Origin of the sequence: Microbacterium sp. MYb72 (assembly GCF_002979415.1) — a bacterium.
GTDB lineage: Bacteria > Actinomycetota > Actinomycetes > Actinomycetales > Microbacteriaceae > Microbacterium > Microbacterium natoriense.
On record NZ_PCOT01000021.1, the window covers coordinates 43,686 to 66,559 of the forward strand.

Below are 22,874 nucleotides of genomic sequence, written 5' to 3' on the forward strand. Positions count from 1 at the left end.
GTTCGGGTACAACCATGAGCCAGACAACAGAGTCCTCGAACCTCGCGGGGGCGGCTGACAGCCGCCCCCGCACCCCGAAGGCCTCCGGCGCCGCACGCGGCAAGCCGGGCATGAAGGATCTCCTCCAGGCGCTGCCCTGGATCGCACCAGCCCTGGTGCTCATCATCGGCGTCGTGCTCTTCCCCGCCGGCGTGATGTTCTACAACTCGACCCGCGACATCTCGCTCTCGGGTCTCGACAAGGGGTCGGTCGGCCTCGAGAACTTCGCCACGGTGTTCGCCTTCGCGGAGTTCTGGCCGATCTTCTTCCGCACCATCGTGTGGGTGGTGACCGTGGTGCTCTTCACGGTGCTCATCTCGCTCGCCCTCGCGCAGATCCTGAACAAGGCCTTCCCCGGCCGGCAGATCGTGCGGATGGCCGTGATCGTCCCATGGGCGGCATCCGTCGTCATGACCACGATGGTGTTCTACTACAGCCTCGAGCCGTACTTCGGCATCTTCAACAAGTTCCTGTACGACATCGGGCTCTCCGACGACCAGGTCGGCTTCGGCTGGACCAAGAACCCCACCACGGCGTTCATCTGGTCGATCGTGATCGCGATCTTCGTCTCGCTCCCCTTCACGACCTACACGATCCTCGCCGGGCTCCAGACGGTGCCAGCCGACACCCTCGAGGCCGCGAAGATGGATGGAGCCGGAGCCACCCGCACCTACTGGACCATCGTCGTCCCCCAGCTGCGCAGCGCCCTCGCGGTCGCCATCCTCATCAACATCATCAACGTGTTCAACTCGCTGCCGATCCTGAAGGTCATGACCGGGTCGATCCCCGGCTACGGCGCCGACACGATCATGACGATGATCTTCAAGTACATCGAGCTGCAGAAGAAGGTCGACGTCGCCAGCGCCCTGTCGGTCGTCGCCTTCCTCATCGTGATCGTGATCGTCGCGATCTACGTCAAGGCCGTCAAGCCCATGAAGGAGGTCTGATCATGACCGTGACCGAGACCGCCCTCGTCACCACCCGCGGCACCGGGGCCCGTGCTCCGCAGATCGGCCGCAAGCGCCGCTACACCGAGGACCAGGTGTCGCTGCCCCGCGTCATCCTGCGCATGGCCGCCGGACTGCTCGTGCTCCTGATCTTCGTGCTTCCGTACCTGATCATGTTCTTCGGATCGGTGAAGACCAAGCCGCAGATCCGCTCCGTGAATCCCACCTACTTCCCGACGGAGTGGCACTGGGAGAACTTCGTCACGATGTGGTCGACGCCCGAGACGCCGCTGCCGTACAACCTGATCTCGACCATCATCATCGCCGTCTTCGCGACACTCCTGGTGCTCGTCGTCTCGTTGCCGGCCGCGTACTACACGGCCCGGTTCAAGTTCCCCGGCCGCATGGTGTTCCTGTTCCTCGTGATCGTGACGCAGATGCTGCAGCCCGCGGTGCTGACCTCGGGTCTGTTCCGTCAGTTCACGACCCTGGGGCTCGGCGACACGTGGGCCGCGATGATCTTCATCAACGCCGCCTTCAACCTGTCGTTCGCGGTGTGGATCATGCACTCCTTCTTCGCCGGCATCCCCAAGGAGGTCGACGAGGCCGCGCAGATCGACGGCGCCGGGCGCTTCACGGTGCTGTTCAAGATCAACCTGCCGCTCGTGTGGCCGGGCATCGTGACCGCGATCGTGTTCACCTTCGTGGCCTGCTGGAACGAGTTCGCCGCATCGCTCGTCATCCTCTCCACCGACAAGAACCAGCCGCTCTCCGTGGCGCTGACCAAGTTCGTCGGCCAGTACGAGACAAGCTGGCAGTACGTGTTCGGCGTCTCGATCGTCGCGATCCTGCCGGTGGTCATCCTGTTCATGCTCATCGAGAAGCGCCTCGTCGGCGGCCTCACGGCGGGCTCCGTGAAGTAGGCCCCCGTTCGCCAGACGGGCCCCGGATGCTGCGGCATCCGGGGCCCTTCTGCTGCCGTCCGGACGCAGCTCACGCGGGAGCGGCTCAGTGAGCGGATGCCGCCCGCAGCTGGTCGGGACTCCAGCGCACGCCGAGCGCCGCCGTGAGCGCGAACTGCGCCACACCCGTGGAGATGACGGCTCCCGCGTCGGCGTACCTCACCGGAACGCGCGCGGTGCCCGTCGCCGCGTAGTCGAGGTCGGCGCGCACGAGCTCCAGGAAGGGCTCGCCGAGCGCCCGCACGGGGCCGCCGATCACGACCTCCGCCGCGTCGAGCACCGCGGCGATGAGCTTGATCGTGCGGGCGAGCGCCCTGGCGCCCTCCGCGAACACGTGCTCGTCGACGCCCGCGGCGAGCGCGGTGATCACGCCGTCGTCCATGGCGTCGGTGAAGTCGTCGCCGAGCATCGCGGTCATCGACGACGCCGACTCCAGGCATCCGTAACGCCCGCACCGGCACTGCCGCGCCTCGTCGCCGAACTCGACCTGCACGTGCCCGATCTCACCCGCACGGTCGCGGGGACCGGGGGCGAGCTCCCCGTCGAGGGTCACGGCCGCGCCGATGCCCACGCCGATGTGGATGAAGAGGCGGTAGCCCGATGCCTCATCCTCCATGGCGGCCTCGGCGATGGCCTCGGCATCCACGTCGTTCACGAGCAGGACGGGCACGTCGAGCAGCGACTCCAGCCGCTCGGCGAGGGGCACGTCGCTCCAGCCGAGCTGCACGCTCTCGAGCACCGAACGCCCGTCGGTCGTTCCGGGCAGCTGGGCGCCCGCGATGAGCAGTCGGTCGCCGTGATCGGCCGCGATCTGCGCGACCGCGTGGCGGATCAGATCGTCGCGGCTCTCCGCCGTGTACTCGATCCGGCGCGTGTCCACCTCGGAGCCGTCCAGCGCCACGAGGGCGAGGCGGGCATCCGTCGGGCGGATCACCATGACGAGGATGAGGTGATGCGCGGCATCCACGCTCAGGGTGGTGGCCCTCTTGCCGCCGGTGCTCGCGGCCTGCGCCCCCTCGACAACGAGGCGGCTCTCGATGAGCTCGGCGACCAGGGAGGATGCCGTGGCGGCCGTCAGCCCCGTCGCGCGGGCGATGCCGGCCCTGGTCTGCGCCCCTGACCCGCGGAACACGAGCTGCAGCGCACGGCGGAGGTTCGCCCGGCGCACGGACGCCTGCGTGTCGAGAGCATCATCGCTGTTCAGCATGGGCGGATTCCGTTGTCGAAAATGGTTGACAGGGATCGGGTCACTGCGTACCCTCGATCATAGTTTATTCAATAAACTAAGTTGACTGCCCCGGGCGGATGAGTGCTGCACACACCGTCGTCCGCCCGGGGAATCATCTCAGCGGCCTTCGGCGGCTTCGGTGTGATGACGGATGACCTCCGCCACGACGAAGTTGAACCACTTCTCCGCGAACTCCGGGTCCAGATGGGCCTGCTCCGCGAGAGCGCGCAGTCGAGCGACCTGCTGCTCCTCGCGCCCCGGGTCGGATGCCGGCATCGCATGATCCGCCTTGAGGTGCCCGACCTGCTGCGTCGCGCGGAAGCGCTCAGCGAGCATGAAGATGAGCGCCGCATCGATGTTGTCGATGGTCGCGCGCAGTCGGAGAAGTTCGGACTTCGGGTCCACGGCGTCGGTCATGGTCTTACTCTACGGTCCCGCACCCGCCCGCTATCGTGAGCACATGAGCGAAGAAGAATCGGCGCCGTCCGAGAGCGCCACGGGCGCAGCATCCGTCCCCGTCGAGGAGACGGCGGCACCCGCCGCGCAGGCCCCTGCCCCGCTCACCCCGCGGCCGGTGGTGATCGAGCCGATGACGCCGAGCCGCTCGTTCTGGACCCGCATCGACCGCCCGTTCGTCTTCGGCTTCCTGGTGACGCTCGGCGGTCTCGGGGCGATCGTGCTCGGCCTCGCGGTGACGAGCCTGTCGACCGTGCTCATCTACATCGCCCTCGCCCTCTTCGCCGCCCTGGGCCTCGACCCGGCGGTGCGATTCCTGGAGCGCAGAGGACTCTCCCGCTCGATCGCGGTGCTCGTCGTCATCCTCGGCCTGATCGTCATCGTGGCGCTCATCCTCTGGATGGTGCTCCCCATCGTCATCGAGCAGGTCGCGAGCTTCGTGCGCTCGGTGCCCTCGATGATCCAGGACTTCACGCGCAGCGACATCTACGCCACGCTCGAGAAGCAGTTCGGCGACCAGTTCGAAGACCTCGTCGCCGACATCCAGAAGTTCCTCACCAACCCGGGCAACATCGCCACGATCGGCGGCGGCGCGCTCAAGATCGGCGCCGGCATCGCGACGGGCATCTCCGGGGCGATCGTCGTGCTCGTGCTCACGCTGTACTTCGTCGCCACGCTCCCCGGCATCAAGACCTCCCTGCTGCGCCTCGCCCCCGCCCGTGACCGCGCCAGGGCTGCCGACATCACCGAGCAGATCACCGACTCGGTCGGCGGCTACGTCATGGGGATGGTCGTGCTCGCGTTCTTCAACGCACTGCTCGCGTTCCTGCTCTACCTGTTCCTCGGTCTGCCGTTCCCGCCGCTGATGGCCACGGTCGCGTTCTGCATCACCCTGATCCCGCTCGTCGGCTCGGTGATGTTCTGGATCATCGGCACCGGCCTCGCGCTGTTCACGAACCCGCTCGCCGCGCTGGTCTTCGGCATCGTGTACCTCGTGTACATGCAGGTCGAGGCGTACGTCATCACCCCGCGCGTGATGAACAGGGCGATCTCGATCCCCGGCTCGCTCGTGGTCATCGGCGCTCTCGCCGGCGGCACGCTGCTCGGACTCCTCGGCGCACTCGTGGCGGTGCCGGTCGCGGCATCCATCCTCATCATCATCAACCAGGTCCTGGTGCCGCGGCAGGACGCCCGGGTGTAGTCGCATCCCCGCTCGCGCATCACGCGAAGGGGCGCATCCCGGGTCGATTCGGGATGCTGCGCGTTACTCGAGCGGGGTCAGAGCCCCTGGTCGAGGATGCCGACGAACCGGCTTCCGACGCCCTCGAAGTAGCCGCGGTGCAGCCCGGCGGCCGGTGTCGGGAGTTCGTCGGATGAGTGCTGGCGGCAGATCACGGAGGTGAACTCGGGCCACCACTTCTTCGGTCTCGTTGTCTCGGAATAGCCGCACACATCGCAGGTCAACGTGACCCAGACGGGGCGCGCACCCTTCTTGCGGTTCGATCGGGACTGCACGAGCCATGCGGGCGGATCCTGCTCGAGCGCCGCGAGCTCGGACTCGCTCACGCCGTCGCCGAAACCGTGACGGTCGGCCATCTCCAGGGAGATGTCGAGCCGCTGGGCGAGATCGCGCTTCGAGATCATGCCGAAGTTTCCGTTGCCATACGCTCCATCCTCTCAGGCCGCTCCCTTCGGCCACACCGCACGTACATGAAAGGGGCCTCCGGATTGTTATCCGAAGGCCCCTTCCGCACTCGATCAGACCAGACCCTGCTCCTTCAGCCAGGCCTTCGCGATGTCGGCCGACGACTTCTGGTCGACCGTGCTCTGCACGTTGAGGGCGACGAGCTCGTCGGCGGTGAGCTTGGCGCTGATCGCGTTGAGCACCTTCGACACCTTGTCGGAGATGTCGCTCGACACGATCGGCACGACGTTGGAGGCGAGGATCATGTTCTTCGGATCCTCCAGCGCCACGATGTCCTTCGTCTGGAAGGCCGGGTCGGCGGTGTAGATGTCGGCGACCTGGATCTCGCCCGCGAGCAGCGACTCGAGCGTCGTCGGACCGGTGGCCGAGAAGTCGAGGCTCACGCCGTAGATCTCCTTGGCCGCGGCGGGGCCGTAGGGGCGCTGCTCGAACTCGGGCGCGGCGCCGACCGTGACCGGCGTCGTGACCTTCGAGAGGTCGGCGATCGTCTTCAGACCGTGCTCCTCGGCGAAGCTCTTGAGCACGGTGTAGGTGTCCTGATCGGACGCCTCCGCGTAGTCGAGAGCGGTGAGACCCTTGGGCAGCGCCTCCTTCAGAGCGGCGTACACGTCATCAGGGTTGGTGACGTCGGCGCCCTTGTCGAGGTACTCCAGCAGGCTGCCGGTGTACTCGGGGAAGACGTTGATCGCCCCCGACTCGACCTCGGGCATGTAGGCGTCGCGCTGACCGATGTTGAGCTTCTTCTCGACCGTGAAGCCTGCATCCTCGAGCGCCTGGGCGTAGATCTCGGCGATGATCTCGTTGGAGTAGTACGCCTGCGAGCCGACGACGATCGTGTCGCCGCTCCCGCCGGAGCTGGACTCGGACGGGGTGTCGAGCGGGTTGCTCGATCCGCACGCCGAGAGGGCGAGTGCGGCGGCGGCGACCAGGCCGACCGCGAAGGCTGTGCGCGTGCGTCGTGCTGTGAACATGACTTCCTCTTCTCTGGGACTTCTGGGGTGTCGAGTGCTGTGGACGGATTCAGGCGGTGGCGGATGCCGCGACCGGCGCGGCGGCACGGCGGCGAGCCGGTCGACCGGTGCGCAGGCCGCGCGGAACGGCCGCGTGCTGTGCGGACGCGAGGAGCAGATCGACCAGGAGCGCCAGGACGGCGACGATGATCGCCCCGCCGAGCACCTGGTCGAAGCGGCGCAGCGGGATGCCCTGGATGATCGGCCAGCCGAGGCCGCCGAGATTGACGTACGCCGCGATGGTGACGGTCGCGATGACCTGCAGCAGCGCCGAGCGGATGCCGCCGACCAGGAGGGGAAGGCCGAGCGGAACCTCGACCTTGAAGAAGATCTGCCACTCCGTCATGCCCATCGCCCGTGCCGCGTCGATCACGCGACGGTCGATCGCCTCGAGCCCGGTGTACGCACCGGCGAGGAGCGAGGGGATCGCCAGCAGCACGAAGGTGATGACGGCCGCCTCCGGCACGTGGAGCACGCCGAGGAGCAGGACGAGCAGCACCATGAGTCCGAACGCGGGGATGGCGCGGGCCGCCCCCGAGACGGCGACCGCGATCTCGCGGCCCTTTCCGGTGTGGCCGATGAGCCAGCCCGCGGGCAGCGCGATCGCGGCGGCGATCAGCACGGAGACGAGCGTGAGGGCGAGATGCTGGCCGAGGAGCACGGGCAGCGCGTACCGCCCCTGCCACTGCTCGGGGGCGAACATCCAGGCGATGGCCTCGGCGAAGAGGTTCATGCGGCGGCCCTCGTGGTGACGGCGCGGGCGGTCGTCGCCCGCGAAGAGGCGGAGCTCGCGCGGGTCCACGGCATGAGAGCCCTGCCGATGAGCAGCAGGATCAGGTCGATCACCAGGGCGATCACCACGACCGCGATGACGCCGGCGAACACCTCGGCGATGATGCGCCGTTCGAGACCGTTCGTGAAGAGATAGCCGAGGTTCGTCACGCCAATCAGGATGCCGACTGTCGCGAGCGAGATCGTGCTGACCGCGGTGACCCGGAGCCCCGCGAGGATCACCGGCCCCGCGAGCGGGAACTCCACGGCCCAGAACCTGCGGAACGGCCCGTACCCGATGGCCGTCGCCGCCTGTCGCACGTCGTCGTCGACGGAGTCGAGGCCGTCGGACACCGCACGGACGAGGATCGCGACCGCGTAGATCGTGAGCGCGATCACGAGGTTGGTCGGGCTGGTGGCGAGGTACCCGAACGCCGCGGGCATGAGGATCAGCAGTGCAAGAGAGGGGATCGTGTAGAGCAGGCCCGTGAGCACGATGATCGGCCCCCGCACCAGCCGATACCGCCACGCCACCCATCCCAGCGGGAGCGACAGCGCGAAGCCGAGCAGGATCGGGATGATGCTCTGGCGCAGGTGATCGACCGTGAGCTCGAGGATCAGGCCGAGGTTGTCGACGATCCAGTTCACGGGGCCCCCGCCCCCTCGGCGGGCTCGGGCGCGGGGAGGCCCGCGGCATCCGATCCGACGATCGCACCCTGCGTTCGCCCCTCGGAGTCGACGACGACCGTGCCGCGCGGAGTCTGCTTGAGGTGCAGCGCACGATGCCCGCGGTCGGCGCCGATGAAGGCGGAGACGAAGTCGTCTGCGGGGTTCTCGATGATCTCGCTCGGGCTGCCCACCTGCACGATGCGCGCGCCCTTGTCGAGGATGACGACCTGATCGCCGAGCAGGAACGCCTCGTCGATGTCGTGCGTGACGAAGACGACCGTCTTGTCGAGCTCGCGCTGCAGCCGGATCGTCTCCTGCTGGAGGTCGGCGCGGACGATCGGGTCGACGGCGCCGAAGGGCTCGTCCATCAGGAGGATGTTCGGGTCGGCCGCGAGCCCGCGGGCGACGCCGACGCGCTGCTGCTGGCCGCCGGAGAGCTGGCTCGGGTACCGGTCGGCGAGAGCGCGGTCGAGTCCGACCGTGTCGAGCAGCTCCCTCGCGCGCTCGTGTGCAGCCTTGCGGGCGACGCCGTTGAGCCGCAGCACCGTCGCCACGTTGTCGATCACGCTGAAGTGCGGCATGAGGCCCGAGTTCTGCATCACGTAGCCGATGCTCCGCCGCAGGGCCACGGGGTCGCCGCCGAGCACGCTGACGCCGTCGATCTCGACCTCGCCCGACGTGGGCTCGACCATGCGGTTGATCATGCGCAGCAGCGTCGTCTTGCCGCATCCGGACGATCCGACGAACACCGTGGTCTTGCGCGACGGCAGCACGAGGCTGAAGTCGTTCACGGCGAGAGTGCCGTCGGGGAATCTCTTGGTGACGTTGCGGAACTCGATCACGACGTTCTCCAGTCGGGGGTGCGCGCGACGTGCGCGATCAGGGTGCGACCTCGACGCCCGGCGCGAAGGCGACGTAGCCGGAGAAGTCCTTGCCGACTCGGTCGAAGGCGGTCGGATACGGATGCGGGTAGGACCATGCGAGGTCGGCGTGCAGCTCGCCGCCGGCCTGCACCGAGTAGTACTGGCACACGCCCTTCCACGGGCAGGTGTACGGGGTGGGGCTCTCCACGAGCGCCCCCTCGACGACGGATGCCGGCGGGAAGTACCAGTTGCCCTCGATGCGGATGAGATCGCTCTCGTCGGCCTCGGCGATGACGGTTCCTGCGAGTACAGCCTTCATGGTCCTGCCTCCTCGGATGTGGTTTCGAGCGTATAAGAGGTCACGGACATCAGGGCCGGGATCGCCCGGAGTCCGTCAATGTGCGACACATTCCCGCACCTGTTCGGAGCCGCGGCTCGATCGGATTGCCTGCGCGGAACCCGGATGCCGGTCGCATCCGCGCGGTTTCCGCCGACGAAACGCACCGCCGGCCGACATTCCGCAGCCGATGCGCGCACCGCACTCATGCCGACTCCCCGTTCACGCCGTCACCTCGTTCACGCCGACTCCCTGCCGTAGCCCTCCAGCAGCCGCAGCCAGACTTCGCTGATCGTCGGATAGGCCGGCACCGCGTGCCACAGCCGCGCGATCGGCACCTCGCCGACCACCGCGAGCGTGGCGGTCTGCACGAGCTCCGCCACCTCGGGCCCGACGAACGTCGCGCCGACCACGACATCCCGCTCCGTATCGATCACGAGCCGGGCCTGCCCCGCGAAGCCGTCTTCGTACAGGCCGGCACCGGCGACCCAGCCGAGGTCGTAGTCCACGACGCGGATCGGGAGACCGGCATCCTGCGCCGCCTTCTCCGTCAGTCCGACCGAGGCGACCTCGGGGATCGAGAACGTCACCTGCGGCGCGGCCGCGTGGTCCGCCGTGGCGACATGGCGACCCCAGGGGGCGTCGTCGACCTCGCCGCCGAGCGCGCGCGCCGCGATCACGTCTCCGGCGGCGCGCGCCTGGTACTTGCCCTGGTGCGTGAGCAGCACGCGCCCGTTCACGTCGCCGACCGCGTACAGCCAGTCGACCCCCGGCACGCGCAGGGTGTCGTCGACAGCGATCCACTTCCCCGGTTCGAGCCCGACCGTCTCCAGTCCGATGTCGTCGCTGCGCGGGGACCGCCCCGTCGCCACCAGGACCTCGGATACCGTCACGGTCGAGCCGTCGGACAGCTCGACCCGCACCCCCTCCTCGTCGCGCCGCACCGACGACGTGCCCGTCGACAGGCGCACGTCGACGCCGAGCTCCTTCAGGCCGGCGGCGACCCGCTCTCCGGCGAAGGGCTCCATCCCGCCCAGCAGCCCGCCGCGGGCGACGAGGGTGACCGTCGAGCCGAGGGCCGCGTAGGCGGTCGCCATCTCCACCGCGACGACCCCGCCGCCGATGACCGCGAGCGACTCCGGCAGCTCCTTCGCGCTGGTGGCCTCGCGGCTCGTCCACGGCGCCGACTCGGCGAGTCCGTCGATGGGAGGGACGACGGCATCCGATCCGGTGCTGATCGCGACGGCGTGCCGGGCGTGGAGCACGCGCTCGGTTCCATCGGCATCCGTCACCGTCACCTCTCGCTCACCCGTCAGGCGGCCGTGACCGCGCGCCAGGTCGATGTGCGCCGACTCGAGCCAGCGCACCTGGCCGTCGTCAGACCAGTTGCTGGTGAAGGAGTCGCGGCGGGCGAACACGGCGGCGACGTCGAGCTCTCCGGTGACGGCCTCGGCGGCGCCTCCGACGTGCCGGGCGGCCCGCAGCGCCTGCGCCGAGCGCAGCAGCGCCTTCGAGGGCATGCACGCCCAGTAGGAGCACTCGCCTCCCACGAGCTCGCTCTCCACGATGATCGCGGTGAGACCGCCCTGCACGGCGCGGTCGGCGACGTTCTCGCCGACCGGACCTCCGCCCAGGACGATCAGGTCGTACTCGTCGGTCTTCTCAGCAGTCATGCGTCGCACCTCTCCGTCGCCCAGTCTTGCTCAAGAGCAACGCGGAGTCACGGGGGTCTTGTTCCGCCCGCCCGCCAGAACTCCGGAGATCCGTCAGGTTCGGTGGCCCGTGCGTGCGCCCCGCCCCTGAACCGCGGTGCTTCTCCGGAGTTCTGGCGGATGCCGCCGCGAACAGAGCCCGAACGAACAGGTGACCGCCGCGAAAAGGCGTCCACGGCGAACACGCATCTGGGCGGCCGAGGCGACCGCGGTAAACAGGGCCCCGCGCCGGTCAGCCCGCCGACACCTCCCGCGGCGCGAGCCGGGGAGCCAGCACCGCCGCGGCCAGGCCGATCGCCGCGGCCAGCGCGAACACCGCGGTGAACGGGTCGGCGACCGCCGCCGTTCCGGCGAACAGCACCCCCGTGAGCGCGAGCGCGAGCGCGCTGCCGAACGAGTCGGAGACGGTCATGGCCGCGCTGTTGAACCCCTGGTCCTCGGTCGAGGACATCCCGAGGGTCAGCGCGCTGCTCCGCGGACTCATGAGACCCATGCCGGCGCCCGCCACGATCCAGGCGACGACGATCACGATCGCCTCCGCCCTGAGCGCCGTCGCGACGAGCGACACCCCCACCCCGGCGAAGACCAGGGCGGTGCCGATCCGCACCGCCACGACGCTGTCCAGGCGCGCGCCCATGCGTCCCTGGACCGTCGCCGCGATCGACCACGCGAGGGCGCCGCCGGTCAGGGAGAGGCCGGCGATCGTCGGCGAGAGCCCGTAGCGATCCATGAGCAGGTAGGGGATGTAGATCTGCGCGCCGAAGTACGCCGCCGCGGTGAGTCCTCGCACCAGGATCACCGACGGGAGTCCTCGGCGAGCCCGCAGCGCCCCTGCCGGCAGCAGCGGGCGGACGGCGATCAGCGCCACGACGACGGCCGCCGCGGCGAGCGCCGGTCCCGCGCCGGGGACGTCTCCGAGCAGGTTGAGGCCGAGCACGGCGAGAGCGGCCAGCAGCGACCATCCGAGCCGACCGAACGCCCAGGGAGTCGCCGCGTCGCCGCTCCGGGCGAGACCGCGGAGCGCCGGCACGACCATGAGGAGAGCGACGAGCACCAGCACCACGACGCCGAGGAACACCCAGTGCCAGCTCCACAGCTCGGTGACCGCGCCCGCGACGGACGGCCCGATCAGCGAGGGGATGACCCAGGCGGCGGCGAAGCCGGCGAAGATCGCGGGATGCAGGTCACGGGGGTAGACCTTCGCGACGACGACGTACAGCGCCACCATGAGTCCGCCGCTGCCGAGGCCCTGCGCGAAGCGGCCGACCACCAGGACCGCCATGCTGGGGGCGAGCCCGGCGACGAGGAGTCCGGCGACGAAGACCGCCACCGAGGTGTACAGGGGCTCGACCGGTCCTCGGCGATCCGCCCAGTTGCCCGCGACGACCATTCCGATCACGCCCGTGGCGAGGGGGCCGGCGAAGGCGAGGGCGTAGAGCCGCTCGCCGTCGAGCTCGGCGCTCACGGTGGGCATCACCGTCGTGACGGCCAGGGACTCGAACGCCCCGAGGAAGACGAGCGCGCACGCGCCGATGGTGATCCAGAGGTACGCGCCGCTCATGATGCCGGGGGCGGCGGCCTTGGCGGTCGACACCCCTCCCGTGTCGAAGGTCATGGGTTCGACGCTAGAACCTCAACATTGGTTGAGGTCAAGCACGGGATGCTCGGCACGTCGGCGCGCCCGCGCAACCGATACATTGGAGTCTTTGCCGATGAGGAGTTACCCGATGGATTGCGTACTGGCGGAGACGGGCACCGAGCCCAGTCTCCTTCTTCTGATCGTGGGCGTCGTGGCCGCCGTGACCGGAGCCGTCCTGCTTCTCCGACGGAGGGGCCCGCGTCTCGTTCGGAGCACCTTCGCCCTCGGCGCGATCCTGCTGGGAGCAGCGGCCTTCACGGGGCTCGCCGCCGAGCCCGCGTCCGCGGCCGCGGACTGCCCTCCCGCACAGTCGCAGGCGCAGACGCCGGCACCGGCGGAGACGCCGTCACCCTCGCCGTCGCCGTCCGAGACGCCGATCACGCCCCTCGTGATCGACGGCGAGGTCACCGCCGCAGTGGTCCAGACGTTCGACCAGGCCAGCGGAGTGTCGACGCTCGACTACACGGGATCCTTCGGACCGAGCGCCGCATCCACCGCCGCCATCCCCGCGGGGTCGACCGTGGAGTTCACGATCGTCAACCATGAGATCAACGGTGACCTGGGTACGGGCAGCGGGGCGATCGACCCTCGCCTCACCTGCACCCCTTCGTCCCTCCCCACGTCGCTGAACGCGGGAGGGGTCTTCGAGGAGACCATCGTCGTGTCCTGCCAGACCACCGCGGCTCTGAACCCCGGGGACGCCCCCGCGGGCATCTCCCTGAGGGTGAGCCCCAGCCACAGCGGGTCGATCACGTCCGCCGTGGTGACCCTGCCCGGCGACGCCGACGCCACGAACAACACCCGCAGCCAGACGGTCGTCGGCCCCTGAACCGCCCGTCCCGGTGAGCGCAGAGCGCGGGGTCGCGGCGATCGCCTCGGCCCCGTGCTGACCTGCCGAGGACGCTGCCTGAGCACGCTCCACAGCCGCACGCACGTCGCCCCTGACGACGCGGTGCTCACTCCGCACGCGGCATCAGCGCACAGGGCGACACCCTTCGACGAGACAGCGCTCACTCCGCGCGCGACCTCAGCGCACGGGCAGGAAGTGCGTCGGCGTGGGTGCCGGAGCCCGGTGGCGGATGCCGAGGGGCGCGCCTGTACGCTCGTCGAGGTCGATCAGGCTGATCGTGTCGGAGCGCTGACCGGCGACGAGCAGCTTGCCCTGGTGCACGAGGTGGTGCCTCGGCCAGTCGACCCCGGAGTCGGCGAGTGCGATCGACTCGAGGGCCTCACCGGCGCCGCGCACGCGCAGCGCCGCGATCGTGTTGCTGCCGCGCAGCGCCGTGTAGAGGAACTGCCCGTCGCGCGTGCGGGCGAGCTCCGCGGGGAAGTCGACGCCGATCTCGGCGATCGGGCTCGACAGCACGGACGACACGACCGCCCAGGTGCCGTCAGGGCCCGCCGCGAGCGTGAAGACCTCGCAGGAGTACTCGGTGACCACGTGCAGATGCCCGCTGGGGTGCACGACCATGTGCCGCGGCCCCGTGCCCTTCGGCAGCACGACCTCGTGATCGAGCGCGAGGCCGCCGGCGGTCTGCCGCCAGATGCGCACGAGGTCGAAGCCGAGGTCGGTGGTCGCGATGCGGCCGTCGGGCAGGAAGGCGGCGGCGTGCGCGTGCGACTCACGGCCCTCGTCGCCGTAGGGGTCGGATGCCGCGGCCGCGGTTCCGGCCGGGGCTCCGGTTTCCGCCGCGGGTTCGCCCAGGAGCGCCGCGCGCAGTTCTGCGGCCTTGTTCGCGGCATCCGGGATCAGTCGTCCGGCGGCGTCGAGGCCGATGCGCACGACCCTGCCGTCTCCGTAGCAGCTGGCGATGAGCGAGGAGCCGTTCGGGGCGACGGCGACGTGGCACACGTACTGTCCGGCCTCGACGGGCTCGCCGAGCGGGGTGAGCGCGGACTCCCCGCTGCGGGCGAACGCCTGCACGGCGGCATCCCCCTCCAGCGCCGCGTAGACGACGTCGAGCGTGGGGTGCTGCGCCAGCCACGACGGCGACGGGGTCGACGTGACGGCGCCGCGGTAGCTCAGCGACGTCTCCGCGCCCTCATCCCCCGCGAGCAGGCCGATGCCGTCTGCGATGCCCTCCATCGCGGGGCCGTATCCGCCGAGCCAGAACCGCGTCATCCGTGTCTCCCTCTGTCGCCGTCGATCCGGAAACCGCTTGCCGGATCGGGGACCAGCGTACGCCGGTCCCCGATCGCGCGCGCTCAGTCGAGCAGATCGTGACGGACGATGACCTGATCGCGCTCGGGGCCGACGCCGATCACCGAGATGCGCGTGTTGCTCATCGCCTCGAGTGCGAGCACGTAGTCCTGCGCGTTCTGCGGCAGATCCTCGAAGGTGCGCGCGACCGAGATGTCCTCGCTCCAGCCTGGGAAGTACTCGAGGATCGGGGTGGCGTGGTGGAAGTCGGTCTGGTTGACCGGGACCTCGTCGAACCGCACGCCGTCGACGTCGTAGGCGACGCACACGGGGATCTGCTCGAGCCCGGTGAGGATGTCGAGCTTGGTCAGCACGAGGTCGGTGATGCCGTTGATGCGGGTCGCGTAGCGCGTGATGGGGGCGTCGTACCAGCCGACGCGACGCGGACGGCCAGTGGTGGTGCCGAACTCGAAGCCCTGCTTGCGCAGCCACTCGCCCTGCTCGTCGAACAGCTCGGTCGGGAAGGGACCGGAGCCGACGCGCGTCGTGTACGCCTTGACGATGCCGACGATGCGGTCGAGGGCTCCGGGGCCGACGCCGGATCCGGTGGACGCCCCGCCCGCCGTCGCCGACGAGGAGGTCACGAACGGGTAGGTGCCGTGGTCGATGTCGAGCATCGTCGCCTGGCCGCCCTCGAACACGACGACCTCGCCGCGCTCAAGGGCCTGCGCGATGAGGTAGCCGGTGTCGGCGACCATCGGACGAAGGCGCTCGGCGTAGGACAGCAGGTCCTCCACGATCTCGTCGGCGGTGATCGCACGGCGGTTGAAGATCTTCACCAGCAGGTGGTTCTTCTGGTCGAGGGCGCCCTCGACCTTCTGACGCAGGATGTTCTCGTCGAAGATGTCCTGCACGCGGATGCCGACGCGGTTGATCTTGTCGGCGTAGGCCGGGCCGATGCCGCGGCCGGTAGTGCCGATCATGCGCTTGCCGAGGAAGCGTTCGGTGACCTTGTCGAGCGTGCGGTGGTACTGCGTGATGATGTGCGCGTTCGCGCTGACGCGCAGGCGCGACACGTCGATGCCGCGGGCCGCGAGGGCCTCCAGCTCGAAGAACAGCACCTCGAGGTCGATCACGACGCCGTTGCCGATCACGGGGTTCACCCCGGGCGACAGGATGCCGGACGGCAGCAGGTGCAGGGCGTACTTCTCGTCGCCGACGACCACGGTGTGCCCGGCGTTGTTGCCGCCGTTGAACTTGACGACCCAGTCGGTGCGCTCGCCGAGCAGGTCTGTGGCCTTGCCCTTGCCCTCATCGCCCCACTGGACGCCGACGATAACGATTCCTGGCATGGGAGACCCCCTTGCTTTCGCCGGGTTTGCACCGGCTGATGAGCTGGCCCTCTTCGGGCGACTCCATCCTATCGAAGGCTGGTTTCGGTCTTTCCGGGAGGGGCAGCCGCATCAGGAGAAGCGCGAGAGGAACCCTTCCGCCGCGACGATTGCCTCGGCATGCTGACCGCTCTCTTCGACCGCGTACAGGATGTGCTCGAACTCGGCGTCGAGGGCGGCAGCCGCCCCGCGGATGCCCGATCCATCGTTCTCGAACAGTCCAGTCCTCGCCGCGATGAACGCCTGGTAATGGGCCAGAGGAAGGGAACCTGCGCGGAAAGCCCTATTCTGACCACCGATCTCGGCGAGCAGCGAGGAGTTGTGAGGAGACAGCGTCCGTCCGCCGTTACCCGCGGACCCATCTCTAGTCCTGTCCACCGGCATCATCGCCCTCCTTCATCAGTCCCTCTGCAGACTCGCGCCCTGTGACAGAGTACGACGACGGCTCCGCGGCCGGCCCTCGACGAGAGCTGATCGGCAAGGCGGGAATCGGTCGAGGGTTGACGCTCGGGCGGATCCGCCCCACGGTGGCTGGAAAAGTGCGGACCGTGGCGCTCCGGCGGCTCGCCCGGTGTCGGAGGCCCCTGTCAGAATCGAGGGATGTCAGCAGCATCCGGCAGCCCCGGGATTCGTGCGAGCGCCGGAACACCCGCACAGGGACCGCTCGTGCTCGTCGCGGCCCTGGTGACGGTGGTGCTGTGGGCCTCGGCGTTCATCGGCATCCGCGGGGCCGGTCCGCACTTCGACCCCGGAGCGCTCGCGCTGCTGCGCATGGCGGTCGGCGCCGTCGCCCTCGGGCTCATCGCGCTGCGCCGCGGCATCCGCCCTCCGTCTCGGCGGCAGATCCCTCTCGTGGTGCTGTGGGGCGTCGGCTGGTTCTGCGTCTACAACCTCGCGCTCAACGCCGCCGAGCGCACGCTCGACGCGGGCACGGCCGCGATGGTCGTGAACCTCGCCCCGCTCATGGTGGTCGTGTTCAGCGGGCTGTTCCTGCGCGAGGGCTTTCCGCGGCCCCTCATCATCGGCGCGCCGATCGCCTTCCTCGGCGTGGTCCTGATCGGCATGAACACGTCGTCCGGAGACGGCTTCGACCTCACCGGCCTGCTGCTCGCCCTGCTCGCCGCCGTCATGTACGCAGGGTGCACGCTGCTGCAGAAGCACCTGCTCAGCGCCGGAGCCGACGCGACCACGCTGACGTGGTTCGGCGCCGTCGCGGGCACCGTGGCGCTCCTCCCCTGGACGGGCAGCCTCATCGGCGCCCTGCAGACCGCGCCGCTCGACGCGACGCTGTGGGTCGTCTACCTCGGCATCTTCCCCACCGCGATCGCGTTCACGACCTGGGCCTACGTGCTGCAGCGGAGCACGGCGGGCCAGACGTCCGCCACCACCTACGTCGTCCCGGCGATCGCGATCCTGATGTCGTGGATGATCCTCGGCGAAGTGCCGACCCCGCTGATGTTCCTCGGCGGGGCGCTCTGCCTGCTCGGCGTGCTCGTGACGCGGATGACCTGGGGGCGGCGGGCGACCACAGCGCCCTGATCAGGATCGGCCGCTCATGGCCGCGGCGCCGGCGGAGCCCCCGCGGGCTCAGCGGGAGCCGAGCGATCCGCGGGCGACCCCGAGCTCGTCGAGCCGCGCCTGGGCCTGCGCACGCTTGAGCTCCAGCGATTCGCCGATCTCCGAGGCCAGACGCGGACGGGTGCGGACCAGCTCGTCGACGACGTCCAGCGGCAGCACGACGACGGTGAGGATCTCCCCGGCGACGGTGACCGCCTGCGTGCGCTCCCGGGTGAGGGCCGTCTGCCCGATCAGCTCGCCCTTCTCCGCGGTTCCGACGTCGATCCGTCCGCCGTCCGCCTCGACGGCGATGGCGGCGCGTCCGGACACGACGACGCGCACCTCGTCGGGCACGACCCCGCTGGGCAGCACGACCTCCCCCACTCCGTAGCGCTCGAGCCGGGCCGACGACATCAGCGGCTCCGTGTCCTCCTCCCGCAGATGCAGGGTCGGGGCGATCACGGTCAGCGCGTGCGCGAGCATGTGCGGCTCAGCGAGCGGATCCGTCGAGTCGCCGTCGAGAGCGAAGCCCCTTCGCCGCGCCGCGTACCAGAGCCAGGAGAGGTACATCGACAGCGCCACGGAGGCGTCGGCGGGGCCGGCGACCGGGATCGTCACCGCGTAGGAGCCTGAGCCCGCGTACAGCACCGACGCGCGTTCCCCCGGCGAGCGCATCGGGAGCCCGTCGGCGACGTCGAGCAGCAGCGCCATCACCTCGTGCGGAGGGTCGTCGGTCGAGAAGCTCACCGACGCGTCCGCCGAGTACGGGCCCGCCGGCATGCTCATGTTCGTGAACGACGCCCCCGAGAGCGTCGCGTTCGTCACGATCTGGATGCCGGATCCGGTGTCGATGTGCACGGCACGCCAGTTGACCTCGACGACCCGCCCCTGCACGCCTTCGGCGTTCAGCCAGTCGCCGATCTTGAAGGGCTGCTCGAACAGGAGGAGCAGTCCGGAGATGACCCCTCCGACGGCGTTCTGCAGCGCGAGGCCGATCACGATCGATCCCACACCGAGCGCGGTGAACAGACCGCCGACATCGGCCTCCCACACCCAGGAGAAGAGCAGAGCGAGGCCGATCACCACGAGGGTCAGCCGCGCGATCTCCACGAAGATCGAGGGGATGCGCTCGCGCCAGGAGCCCGGTTTCGCGTTGGCGAACAGCGCGACGTTGAACGCCGACAGCACGAGCAGGATGAGGAGGAAGCCGAAGACCGTCGCGACGATGCGGACCCACACCTGATCGGCGGGCGACTGGATCGCGAACGCGAGGAGGGCGAACAGCGCTCCCGACGGGATCACCCAGTTGCGCAGCATCCGCAGCGGGCGCGCGATCGGGTTGCCTCGTCGGCTGAGCGCTCCGATCGCCTCGGTGAGCGCCACGAACGCCACCGGAACGCCGACCGCGAGGGCGATCACCCACCAGCCCCAGCCGTCCTGGAACGCCTCGGTCATGTCAGGCGACCTTCCAGACCGTCTCGGTCCTGCCGTCGGACTCCACCGTGCCCGCCTGGACGTACGTGATGATCTCGCTCGTGCGGTCGCGCACGGCCTGGCTCACGTAGATGCCGGGCTCTCCTGTGACGGAGCGCACGCGGTATGCGAGGTTCACGGCATCCCCCCACAGGTCGTAGGCGAGGCTCGTGCGCGCGACGAGGCCGCTGGTCACCGTTCCGGTGTCGACGCCGGCGCGCAGCGCGAGCTGTGCGCCGTTCTGCGCGTTGAAGCGCTCGATCACGCCGACCAGGCCGCGCGCGAACTCGACCGATCGGCGGATGTTGTCGACCCGCGGCACCACCAGCCCCGATGACGCGAGGTAGCCGCCGCGCAGGGTGCGCACCTTCTCGACCCCGGCCTTCTCCGCGGCCTCGTCGAAGCCGCGCATGAGCGAGTTCAGCAGTCCGATCTCCTCCTCGCCGCTGAGGTCGCGGGCCAGCTCGTCGAAGCCGACGAGCTCGGCGAACACCACCGAGACGTTCTCGTGCGCCTCCGTGATCGCCTCGTCTCCCTGCTTGTAACGAGTCGCGACGCTCTCGGGCATCAGCGTGTGCAGCAGCTTCTCGTTCTCCTTCTGCTGCTCGTCGATGAGGTCCTGTTTGATGCGCAGGCTCGACGCCATGTCGTTGAACGCGCTGCCGAGGTCGCCGAACTCGTCTCGCGACCCGTGCGGGACCTGCACGTCGAGATCACCCTCGGCGACCCTGTGCACCGCGCTGACGAGCCGGTGGATCGGCCGGGTGAAGACCTGCGCCAGCACCAGGGACAGCACGGATACGGCCAGGAGGATGCCGAGCAGCGACAGCAGCACCGTGCGGGTGAAGTCCGCGACGGGCGCGAACGCCTCCGACGTGTCGATCCGCGCGATGATCACCCAGTCGAGCCCCTCGATGTCGAGCGGCGCATAGGCGGTGACGCTCTCACCGCCGATGTAGTCGCGCCCCTCGATCGTGCCGCTCCTGCCCGCCTGCGCTTCGGCGACGGCCTTCGTGTTGACCGGCTGCAGCAGGACGGTGCCGCCGACGTCGACGATCCGCTCGGCGGTGTCCTTGGCGATGCCCACGCTCACGAGGCGGTCGGCATAGGTGTCCGGATGCTCGACGAGGATGCGCGAGGTGCTGCGCATGAGGTCGTCCCGGCCGACGAGGTACACCTCGCCGGTGTCGCCGAGCCCCTGGCCCTTCCACCCCTCGCCGCCGGTCATGACGTCGTTGATGCGGCTCAGCGGCACCTGGAAGGCGATCGCTCCCGTGATGCGGCTGTCGTTGCCGACCGGGGACACCACCCAGATCGCAGGAACGTCCATCGAGGGGATCCATCGCTCGAAGTCGGTCATTCCGACCGAGTCGACCGAGTTCGTCGCGATGACCTCCCGATAGGTCTCGGCGAACGACGTGTCGCGGTACGGGCCCGTGTTCACGTTCGTCCCCAGATCGACGCCCTTGTACGCCGAGAAGACGACGTCACCGTCGAGGTTCAGCAGCAGCGCGTCCTCATAGCCCGCCTGCTGGATGAGGCGGGTGAAGTAGTCGCCGTACCGATCAGCGGCGGCGGCGTAGGTCGAGCCGTCACCGCTGTCGTTGTCGGTGAGGAGGGCGTCGTAGTCGGCGTCGAAGTCCTGGTTCTTCACGGTGTACTGCAGCTGCAGGTACCGACCGGCGTTGGACTGCGGGATGAACGCCTCCGAGCCGAACTCGTCGTCGGATCGCGCCTCCAGCTCGGGGATGAAGGTGTCGGCGTAGTACGTCTCGAGCTGCTCCTGCTGCTCCTCGGTGATCTCCCGCTGCTGCAGATCGTCGAACGCGGCGTTCAGCTGGGTCGACAGCGTCTGCGCGCTGAGGTTGCGCGAGTGCAGCGAGGCGTCGAGTCGCATCGTGTGGACCGCGTCGGTGAGCTCGGCCGCGCGCATCGAGCGGATGGTGATGAGCTGGTCGACGGATGCCGCGTGCAGCGACTGCCTTCCGTTGATGAAGCCGATGGCGCCCACCACGACCGAGGCGACGAGGCTCACGCCGAGCAGCATGATGAGGAGCTTCGACTGGATGCTGAGCCCCGGCCTGCGGAGTCTGCGCCTCCCTCGTGCCGGCTCGTCGACTCCGTGTCCGCTCTCGGTCATGTGTCCTCCGCCACGCGCATCAGGTCCGGCATCCCCTCATGAACCTAGCGATATGCCGATATCGCGTCCAGGGGGAGCCTGACTCCGGGCGTCACGGAGGGGTCGCCGAACACCGCTGCGGGGCAGGAACGCCCCGACCGCGTCTTTCAGAGCGCCGTGTCGACCCCGACGCCGTGCTGCGTGCGGAACCAGCGCTCAGCGGCATCCGCGTCGCCCAGGAGCATCGCGTTGCGCATCTCCTCGAAGCACTCGGCACGCATGGCGGCCGAACCCTCCTGCTGGCGGACGTGGCGGAGGTTGCGCGCCACGAGCAGGTTCGTCTCCGACATCATCCTGATGAAGACGGGGTTCCCCGACTTCGCCACCAGGAAGCCGATGAACGCCTGCGACTCGGCCATCAGCGCGTCGGAGTCGTCGGCCCTGGATGCCGCGATCATGCGGTCGAGGAAAGACACGGCCTCGACCAGCTCGTCGGCGCTCATCCGCCGCATCGCGAACTGGAGAGCGGTGCTCGCCTGCATCCCGATGTGCTCGAGAGTGCTGAGCACGTCGTCGTCGGTGACCTGGGTCACCCTGGTGTACCGGCTCGGCGACACCTCGACGAGCCCCACCCACGTGAGACGCTGCAGCGCCTCCCGAACGGGCGTGCGGGAGATACCCAGAGCTGCGGCCACTTCCTTGTCGTTGACCTTCTCGCCCGGCTCGAGCACTCCGTCGACGATCGCGGACCCCACGAGGTCGAAGATCTGATCCGCCAGTGCCATGCCCTCGACGGTGAACGGCCCCAACCGCGCGTCGAGTGACAGATTCGTATCCGTCATCTTGCTTTCCCAGCTCCTTCATCGGCGCCCACGGTCCCCTCGCGGCGCGCCGTCGATGATACGCCGCCCAGCTTGGGGCCACCTGGCAGCCGCGCGCTACAGTGTCGATCGGAGGACCGATGACAACCTGGTGGCCCTACGCACGACTCGCAGCGGCGGCGCTCGCCCTCGCCGCGATCATCGGGCAGCTCGCGCTGAGTCTGAGCAACGCGATGAACGCGACGACCGAGTGGGGCGGGCATCTGCCGACCGTCGCCGCGAACTTCCTCAGCTTCTTCACGATCGAGTCGAACCTGCTGGCCGCGATCGTGCTCGCGATCGGCGGAGTGTGGGCGCTCCGGCAGCGCGATGCCTCTGTCGCCGAACCGCACTGGTTCGCGGTGCTGCTCGTCTGCGTGAGCACCTACATGATCGTCACCGGCATCGTCTACAACCTGCTGCTGCGCAACGTCCAGCTGCCGCAGGGCGTGACCCTGCCGTGGTCGAACGAGGTGCTGCACGTCGTGATCCCCCTCTTCCTGCTCGCGGATGTGCTCTTCGCCCCGCGGCGCAGGGCCCTGGGCTGGGGCGCCGTGCTGATCACCGCGATCTTCCCGATCGTGTGGGCGGTGTACACGCTGCTCCGCGCGAACCTCATCGTCGCGCCGGCCACCGGCGACCCGTGGTGGTACCCGTACCCGTTCCTCGATCCGCACCTGCACGACGGCGGGTACGGCACCGTGGCGCTCTACATCGTCGGCATCGCGGTCGCCATCATCGGCGTCGCGGTGTTCGTGGTGTGGGTCGGCCGGCGCCGCGGCATCCGCCCGAACTGAATCGGCGCTCGCACCGAAGCTGAATCCCGGTATATTTGCTGGAGCATGCGCCGGCAGGGAGTGGCCTGCGCAGCGCACAGGGCCACGGGCTCGCGATGAAGGGATCGGTCGGAGATGCACCAGGGGCAGGAGGGGCCCGATCCCGACGTCGCCGCGCCCGCAGGCGCCAGCAGGAAGGACAGCCGCCACGCGGCCGAGT

At 69.3% G+C, this 22,874-nt stretch carries 22 protein-coding genes; 6 read left to right on the top strand and 16 right to left on the bottom strand.

Translation table 11 applies throughout. The features are described from left to right. Nucleotides 1-14: 14 nt before the first annotated feature. Both CQ047_RS12660 and CQ047_RS12665 read left to right on the top strand, forming a co-directional pair. Entirely contained in the window at nt 15-986 is a 972-nt protein-coding gene (locus tag CQ047_RS12660) for a carbohydrate ABC transporter permease (RefSeq protein ID WP_105675786.1), read from the top strand. A 2-nt stretch (nt 987-988) separates the two neighbouring features. After that, on the top strand, nt 989-1,909 hold the full coding sequence (locus CQ047_RS12665) for a carbohydrate ABC transporter permease (protein ID WP_181155931.1): 921 nt from the start codon (nt 989-991) through the stop codon (nt 1,907-1,909). 85 nt (nt 1,910-1,994) lie between these two features. On the opposite strand, the gene CQ047_RS12670 is transcribed toward CQ047_RS12665, so the two are convergent. Together CQ047_RS12670 and CQ047_RS12675 are read right to left on the bottom strand one after the other, a co-directional pair. Next, complete coding sequence (locus tag CQ047_RS12670; protein WP_105675788.1) at nt 1,995-3,155, bottom strand: ROK family protein; 1,161 nt, start codon at nt 3,153-3,155, stop codon at nt 1,995-1,997. A 138-nt stretch (nt 3,156-3,293) separates the two neighbouring features. Further along, nucleotides 3,294-3,593: a chorismate mutase gene (locus tag CQ047_RS12675; protein WP_105675790.1), complete on the bottom strand. Its 300-nt coding sequence runs from the start codon at nt 3,591-3,593 to the stop codon at nt 3,294-3,296. A gap of 43 nt (nt 3,594-3,636) precedes the next feature. Between CQ047_RS12675 and CQ047_RS12680 the strand changes: the two genes are divergently transcribed. Then, entirely contained in the window at nt 3,637-4,833 is a 1,197-nt protein-coding gene (locus tag CQ047_RS12680) for an AI-2E family transporter (protein WP_105675792.1), read from the top strand. A 77-nt stretch (nt 4,834-4,910) separates the two neighbouring features. On the opposite strand, the gene CQ047_RS12685 is transcribed toward CQ047_RS12680, so the two are convergent. The 8 genes from CQ047_RS12685 to CQ047_RS12720 all read right to left on the bottom strand — a co-directional run bounded on the left by CQ047_RS12685 (nt 4,911) and on the right by CQ047_RS12720 (nt 12,314). Continuing rightward, on the bottom strand, nt 4,911-5,276 hold the full coding sequence (locus tag CQ047_RS12685) for a hypothetical protein (RefSeq protein WP_105675794.1): 366 nt from the start codon (nt 5,274-5,276) through the stop codon (nt 4,911-4,913). Between the two features lie 114 nt (nt 5,277-5,390). Further along, nucleotides 5,391-6,308 carry an ABC transporter substrate-binding protein gene (locus CQ047_RS12690; RefSeq protein ID WP_105675796.1) on the bottom strand — a complete coding sequence of 306 codons (918 nt, stop codon included), beginning with the start codon at nt 6,306-6,308 and terminating at the stop codon, nt 5,391-5,393. Nucleotides 6,309-6,357: 49 nt separating this feature from the next. Further along, nucleotides 6,358-7,080 (bottom strand): ABC transporter permease, encoded by a 723-nt coding sequence (locus CQ047_RS12695; protein WP_105675834.1) that lies wholly within the window; start codon nt 7,078-7,080, stop codon nt 6,358-6,360. Further along, on the bottom strand, nt 7,077-7,766 hold the full coding sequence (locus tag CQ047_RS12700) for an ABC transporter permease (protein ID WP_105675798.1): 690 nt from the start codon (nt 7,764-7,766) through the stop codon (nt 7,077-7,079). The genes CQ047_RS12695 and CQ047_RS12700 overlap by 4 nt, the downstream gene beginning before the upstream one ends. Then, nucleotides 7,763-8,629 carry an ABC transporter ATP-binding protein gene (locus tag CQ047_RS12705; protein ID WP_105675800.1) on the bottom strand — a complete coding sequence of 289 codons (867 nt, stop codon included), beginning with the start codon at nt 8,627-8,629 and terminating at the stop codon, nt 7,763-7,765. The genes CQ047_RS12700 and CQ047_RS12705 overlap by 4 nt, the downstream gene beginning before the upstream one ends. A gap of 37 nt (nt 8,630-8,666) precedes the next feature. After that, the gene (locus CQ047_RS12710) at nt 8,667-8,969 is read right to left on the bottom strand and encodes a DUF427 domain-containing protein (RefSeq protein ID WP_105675802.1); all 303 of its coding nucleotides are present in this window, start codon (nt 8,967-8,969) and stop codon (nt 8,667-8,669) included. Nucleotides 8,970-9,226: 257 nt separating this feature from the next. After that, complete coding sequence (locus CQ047_RS12715; protein ID WP_105675804.1) at nt 9,227-10,660, bottom strand: NAD(P)/FAD-dependent oxidoreductase; 1,434 nt, start codon at nt 10,658-10,660, stop codon at nt 9,227-9,229. Between the two features lie 271 nt (nt 10,661-10,931). After that, nucleotides 10,932-12,314 (bottom strand): MFS transporter, encoded by a 1,383-nt coding sequence (locus CQ047_RS12720; RefSeq protein WP_181155932.1) that lies wholly within the window; start codon nt 12,312-12,314, stop codon nt 10,932-10,934. A gap of 112 nt (nt 12,315-12,426) precedes the next feature. Here CQ047_RS12720 and CQ047_RS12725 point away from each other — a divergent pair, with 112 nt between their 5' ends. Next, complete coding sequence (locus tag CQ047_RS12725) at nt 12,427-13,167, top strand: LPXTG cell wall anchor domain-containing protein (RefSeq protein ID WP_105675806.1); 741 nt, start codon at nt 12,427-12,429, stop codon at nt 13,165-13,167. Between the two features lie 198 nt (nt 13,168-13,365). On the opposite strand, the gene CQ047_RS12730 is transcribed toward CQ047_RS12725, so the two are convergent. The 3 genes from CQ047_RS12730 to CQ047_RS12740 all read right to left on the bottom strand — a co-directional run bounded on the left by CQ047_RS12730 (nt 13,366) and on the right by CQ047_RS12740 (nt 16,256). Then, nucleotides 13,366-14,460, bottom strand: coding sequence for a beta-propeller fold lactonase family protein (locus CQ047_RS12730; protein ID WP_105675808.1), 1,095 nt, complete (start codon nt 14,458-14,460; stop codon nt 13,366-13,368). A gap of 83 nt (nt 14,461-14,543) precedes the next feature. After that, on the bottom strand, nt 14,544-15,830 hold the full coding sequence (locus CQ047_RS12735) for an adenylosuccinate synthase (protein WP_105675810.1): 1,287 nt from the start codon (nt 15,828-15,830) through the stop codon (nt 14,544-14,546). A 111-nt stretch (nt 15,831-15,941) separates the two neighbouring features. After that, nucleotides 15,942-16,256 carry a hypothetical protein gene (locus CQ047_RS12740; protein WP_105675812.1) on the bottom strand — a complete coding sequence of 105 codons (315 nt, stop codon included), beginning with the start codon at nt 16,254-16,256 and terminating at the stop codon, nt 15,942-15,944. Between the two features lie 213 nt (nt 16,257-16,469). Between CQ047_RS12740 and CQ047_RS12745 the strand changes: the two genes are divergently transcribed. Further along, the gene (locus CQ047_RS12745) at nt 16,470-17,408 is read left to right on the top strand and encodes a DMT family transporter (RefSeq protein WP_105675814.1); all 939 of its coding nucleotides are present in this window, start codon (nt 16,470-16,472) and stop codon (nt 17,406-17,408) included. A 48-nt stretch (nt 17,409-17,456) separates the two neighbouring features. On the opposite strand, the gene CQ047_RS12750 is transcribed toward CQ047_RS12745, so the two are convergent. The 3 genes from CQ047_RS12750 to CQ047_RS12760 all read right to left on the bottom strand — a co-directional run bounded on the left by CQ047_RS12750 (nt 17,457) and on the right by CQ047_RS12760 (nt 21,860). Further along, on the bottom strand, nt 17,457-18,881 hold the full coding sequence (locus CQ047_RS12750; protein WP_105675816.1) for a mechanosensitive ion channel domain-containing protein: 1,425 nt from the start codon (nt 18,879-18,881) through the stop codon (nt 17,457-17,459). Between the two features lies 1 nt (nt 18,882). Continuing rightward, nucleotides 18,883-21,039, bottom strand: a complete 2,157-nt coding sequence (locus CQ047_RS12755; RefSeq protein ID WP_105675818.1) for an adenylate/guanylate cyclase domain-containing protein — start codon at nt 21,037-21,039, stop codon at nt 18,883-18,885. 146 nt (nt 21,040-21,185) lie between these two features. Continuing rightward, nucleotides 21,186-21,860: a GntR family transcriptional regulator gene (locus CQ047_RS12760; RefSeq protein ID WP_105675820.1), complete on the bottom strand. Its 675-nt coding sequence runs from the start codon at nt 21,858-21,860 to the stop codon at nt 21,186-21,188. A gap of 119 nt (nt 21,861-21,979) precedes the next feature. Between CQ047_RS12760 and CQ047_RS12765 the strand changes: the two genes are divergently transcribed. Continuing rightward, nucleotides 21,980-22,675: a Pr6Pr family membrane protein gene (locus CQ047_RS12765; RefSeq protein WP_105675822.1), complete on the top strand. Its 696-nt coding sequence runs from the start codon at nt 21,980-21,982 to the stop codon at nt 22,673-22,675. The last annotated feature ends 199 nt before the right edge of the window (nt 22,676-22,874 follow it).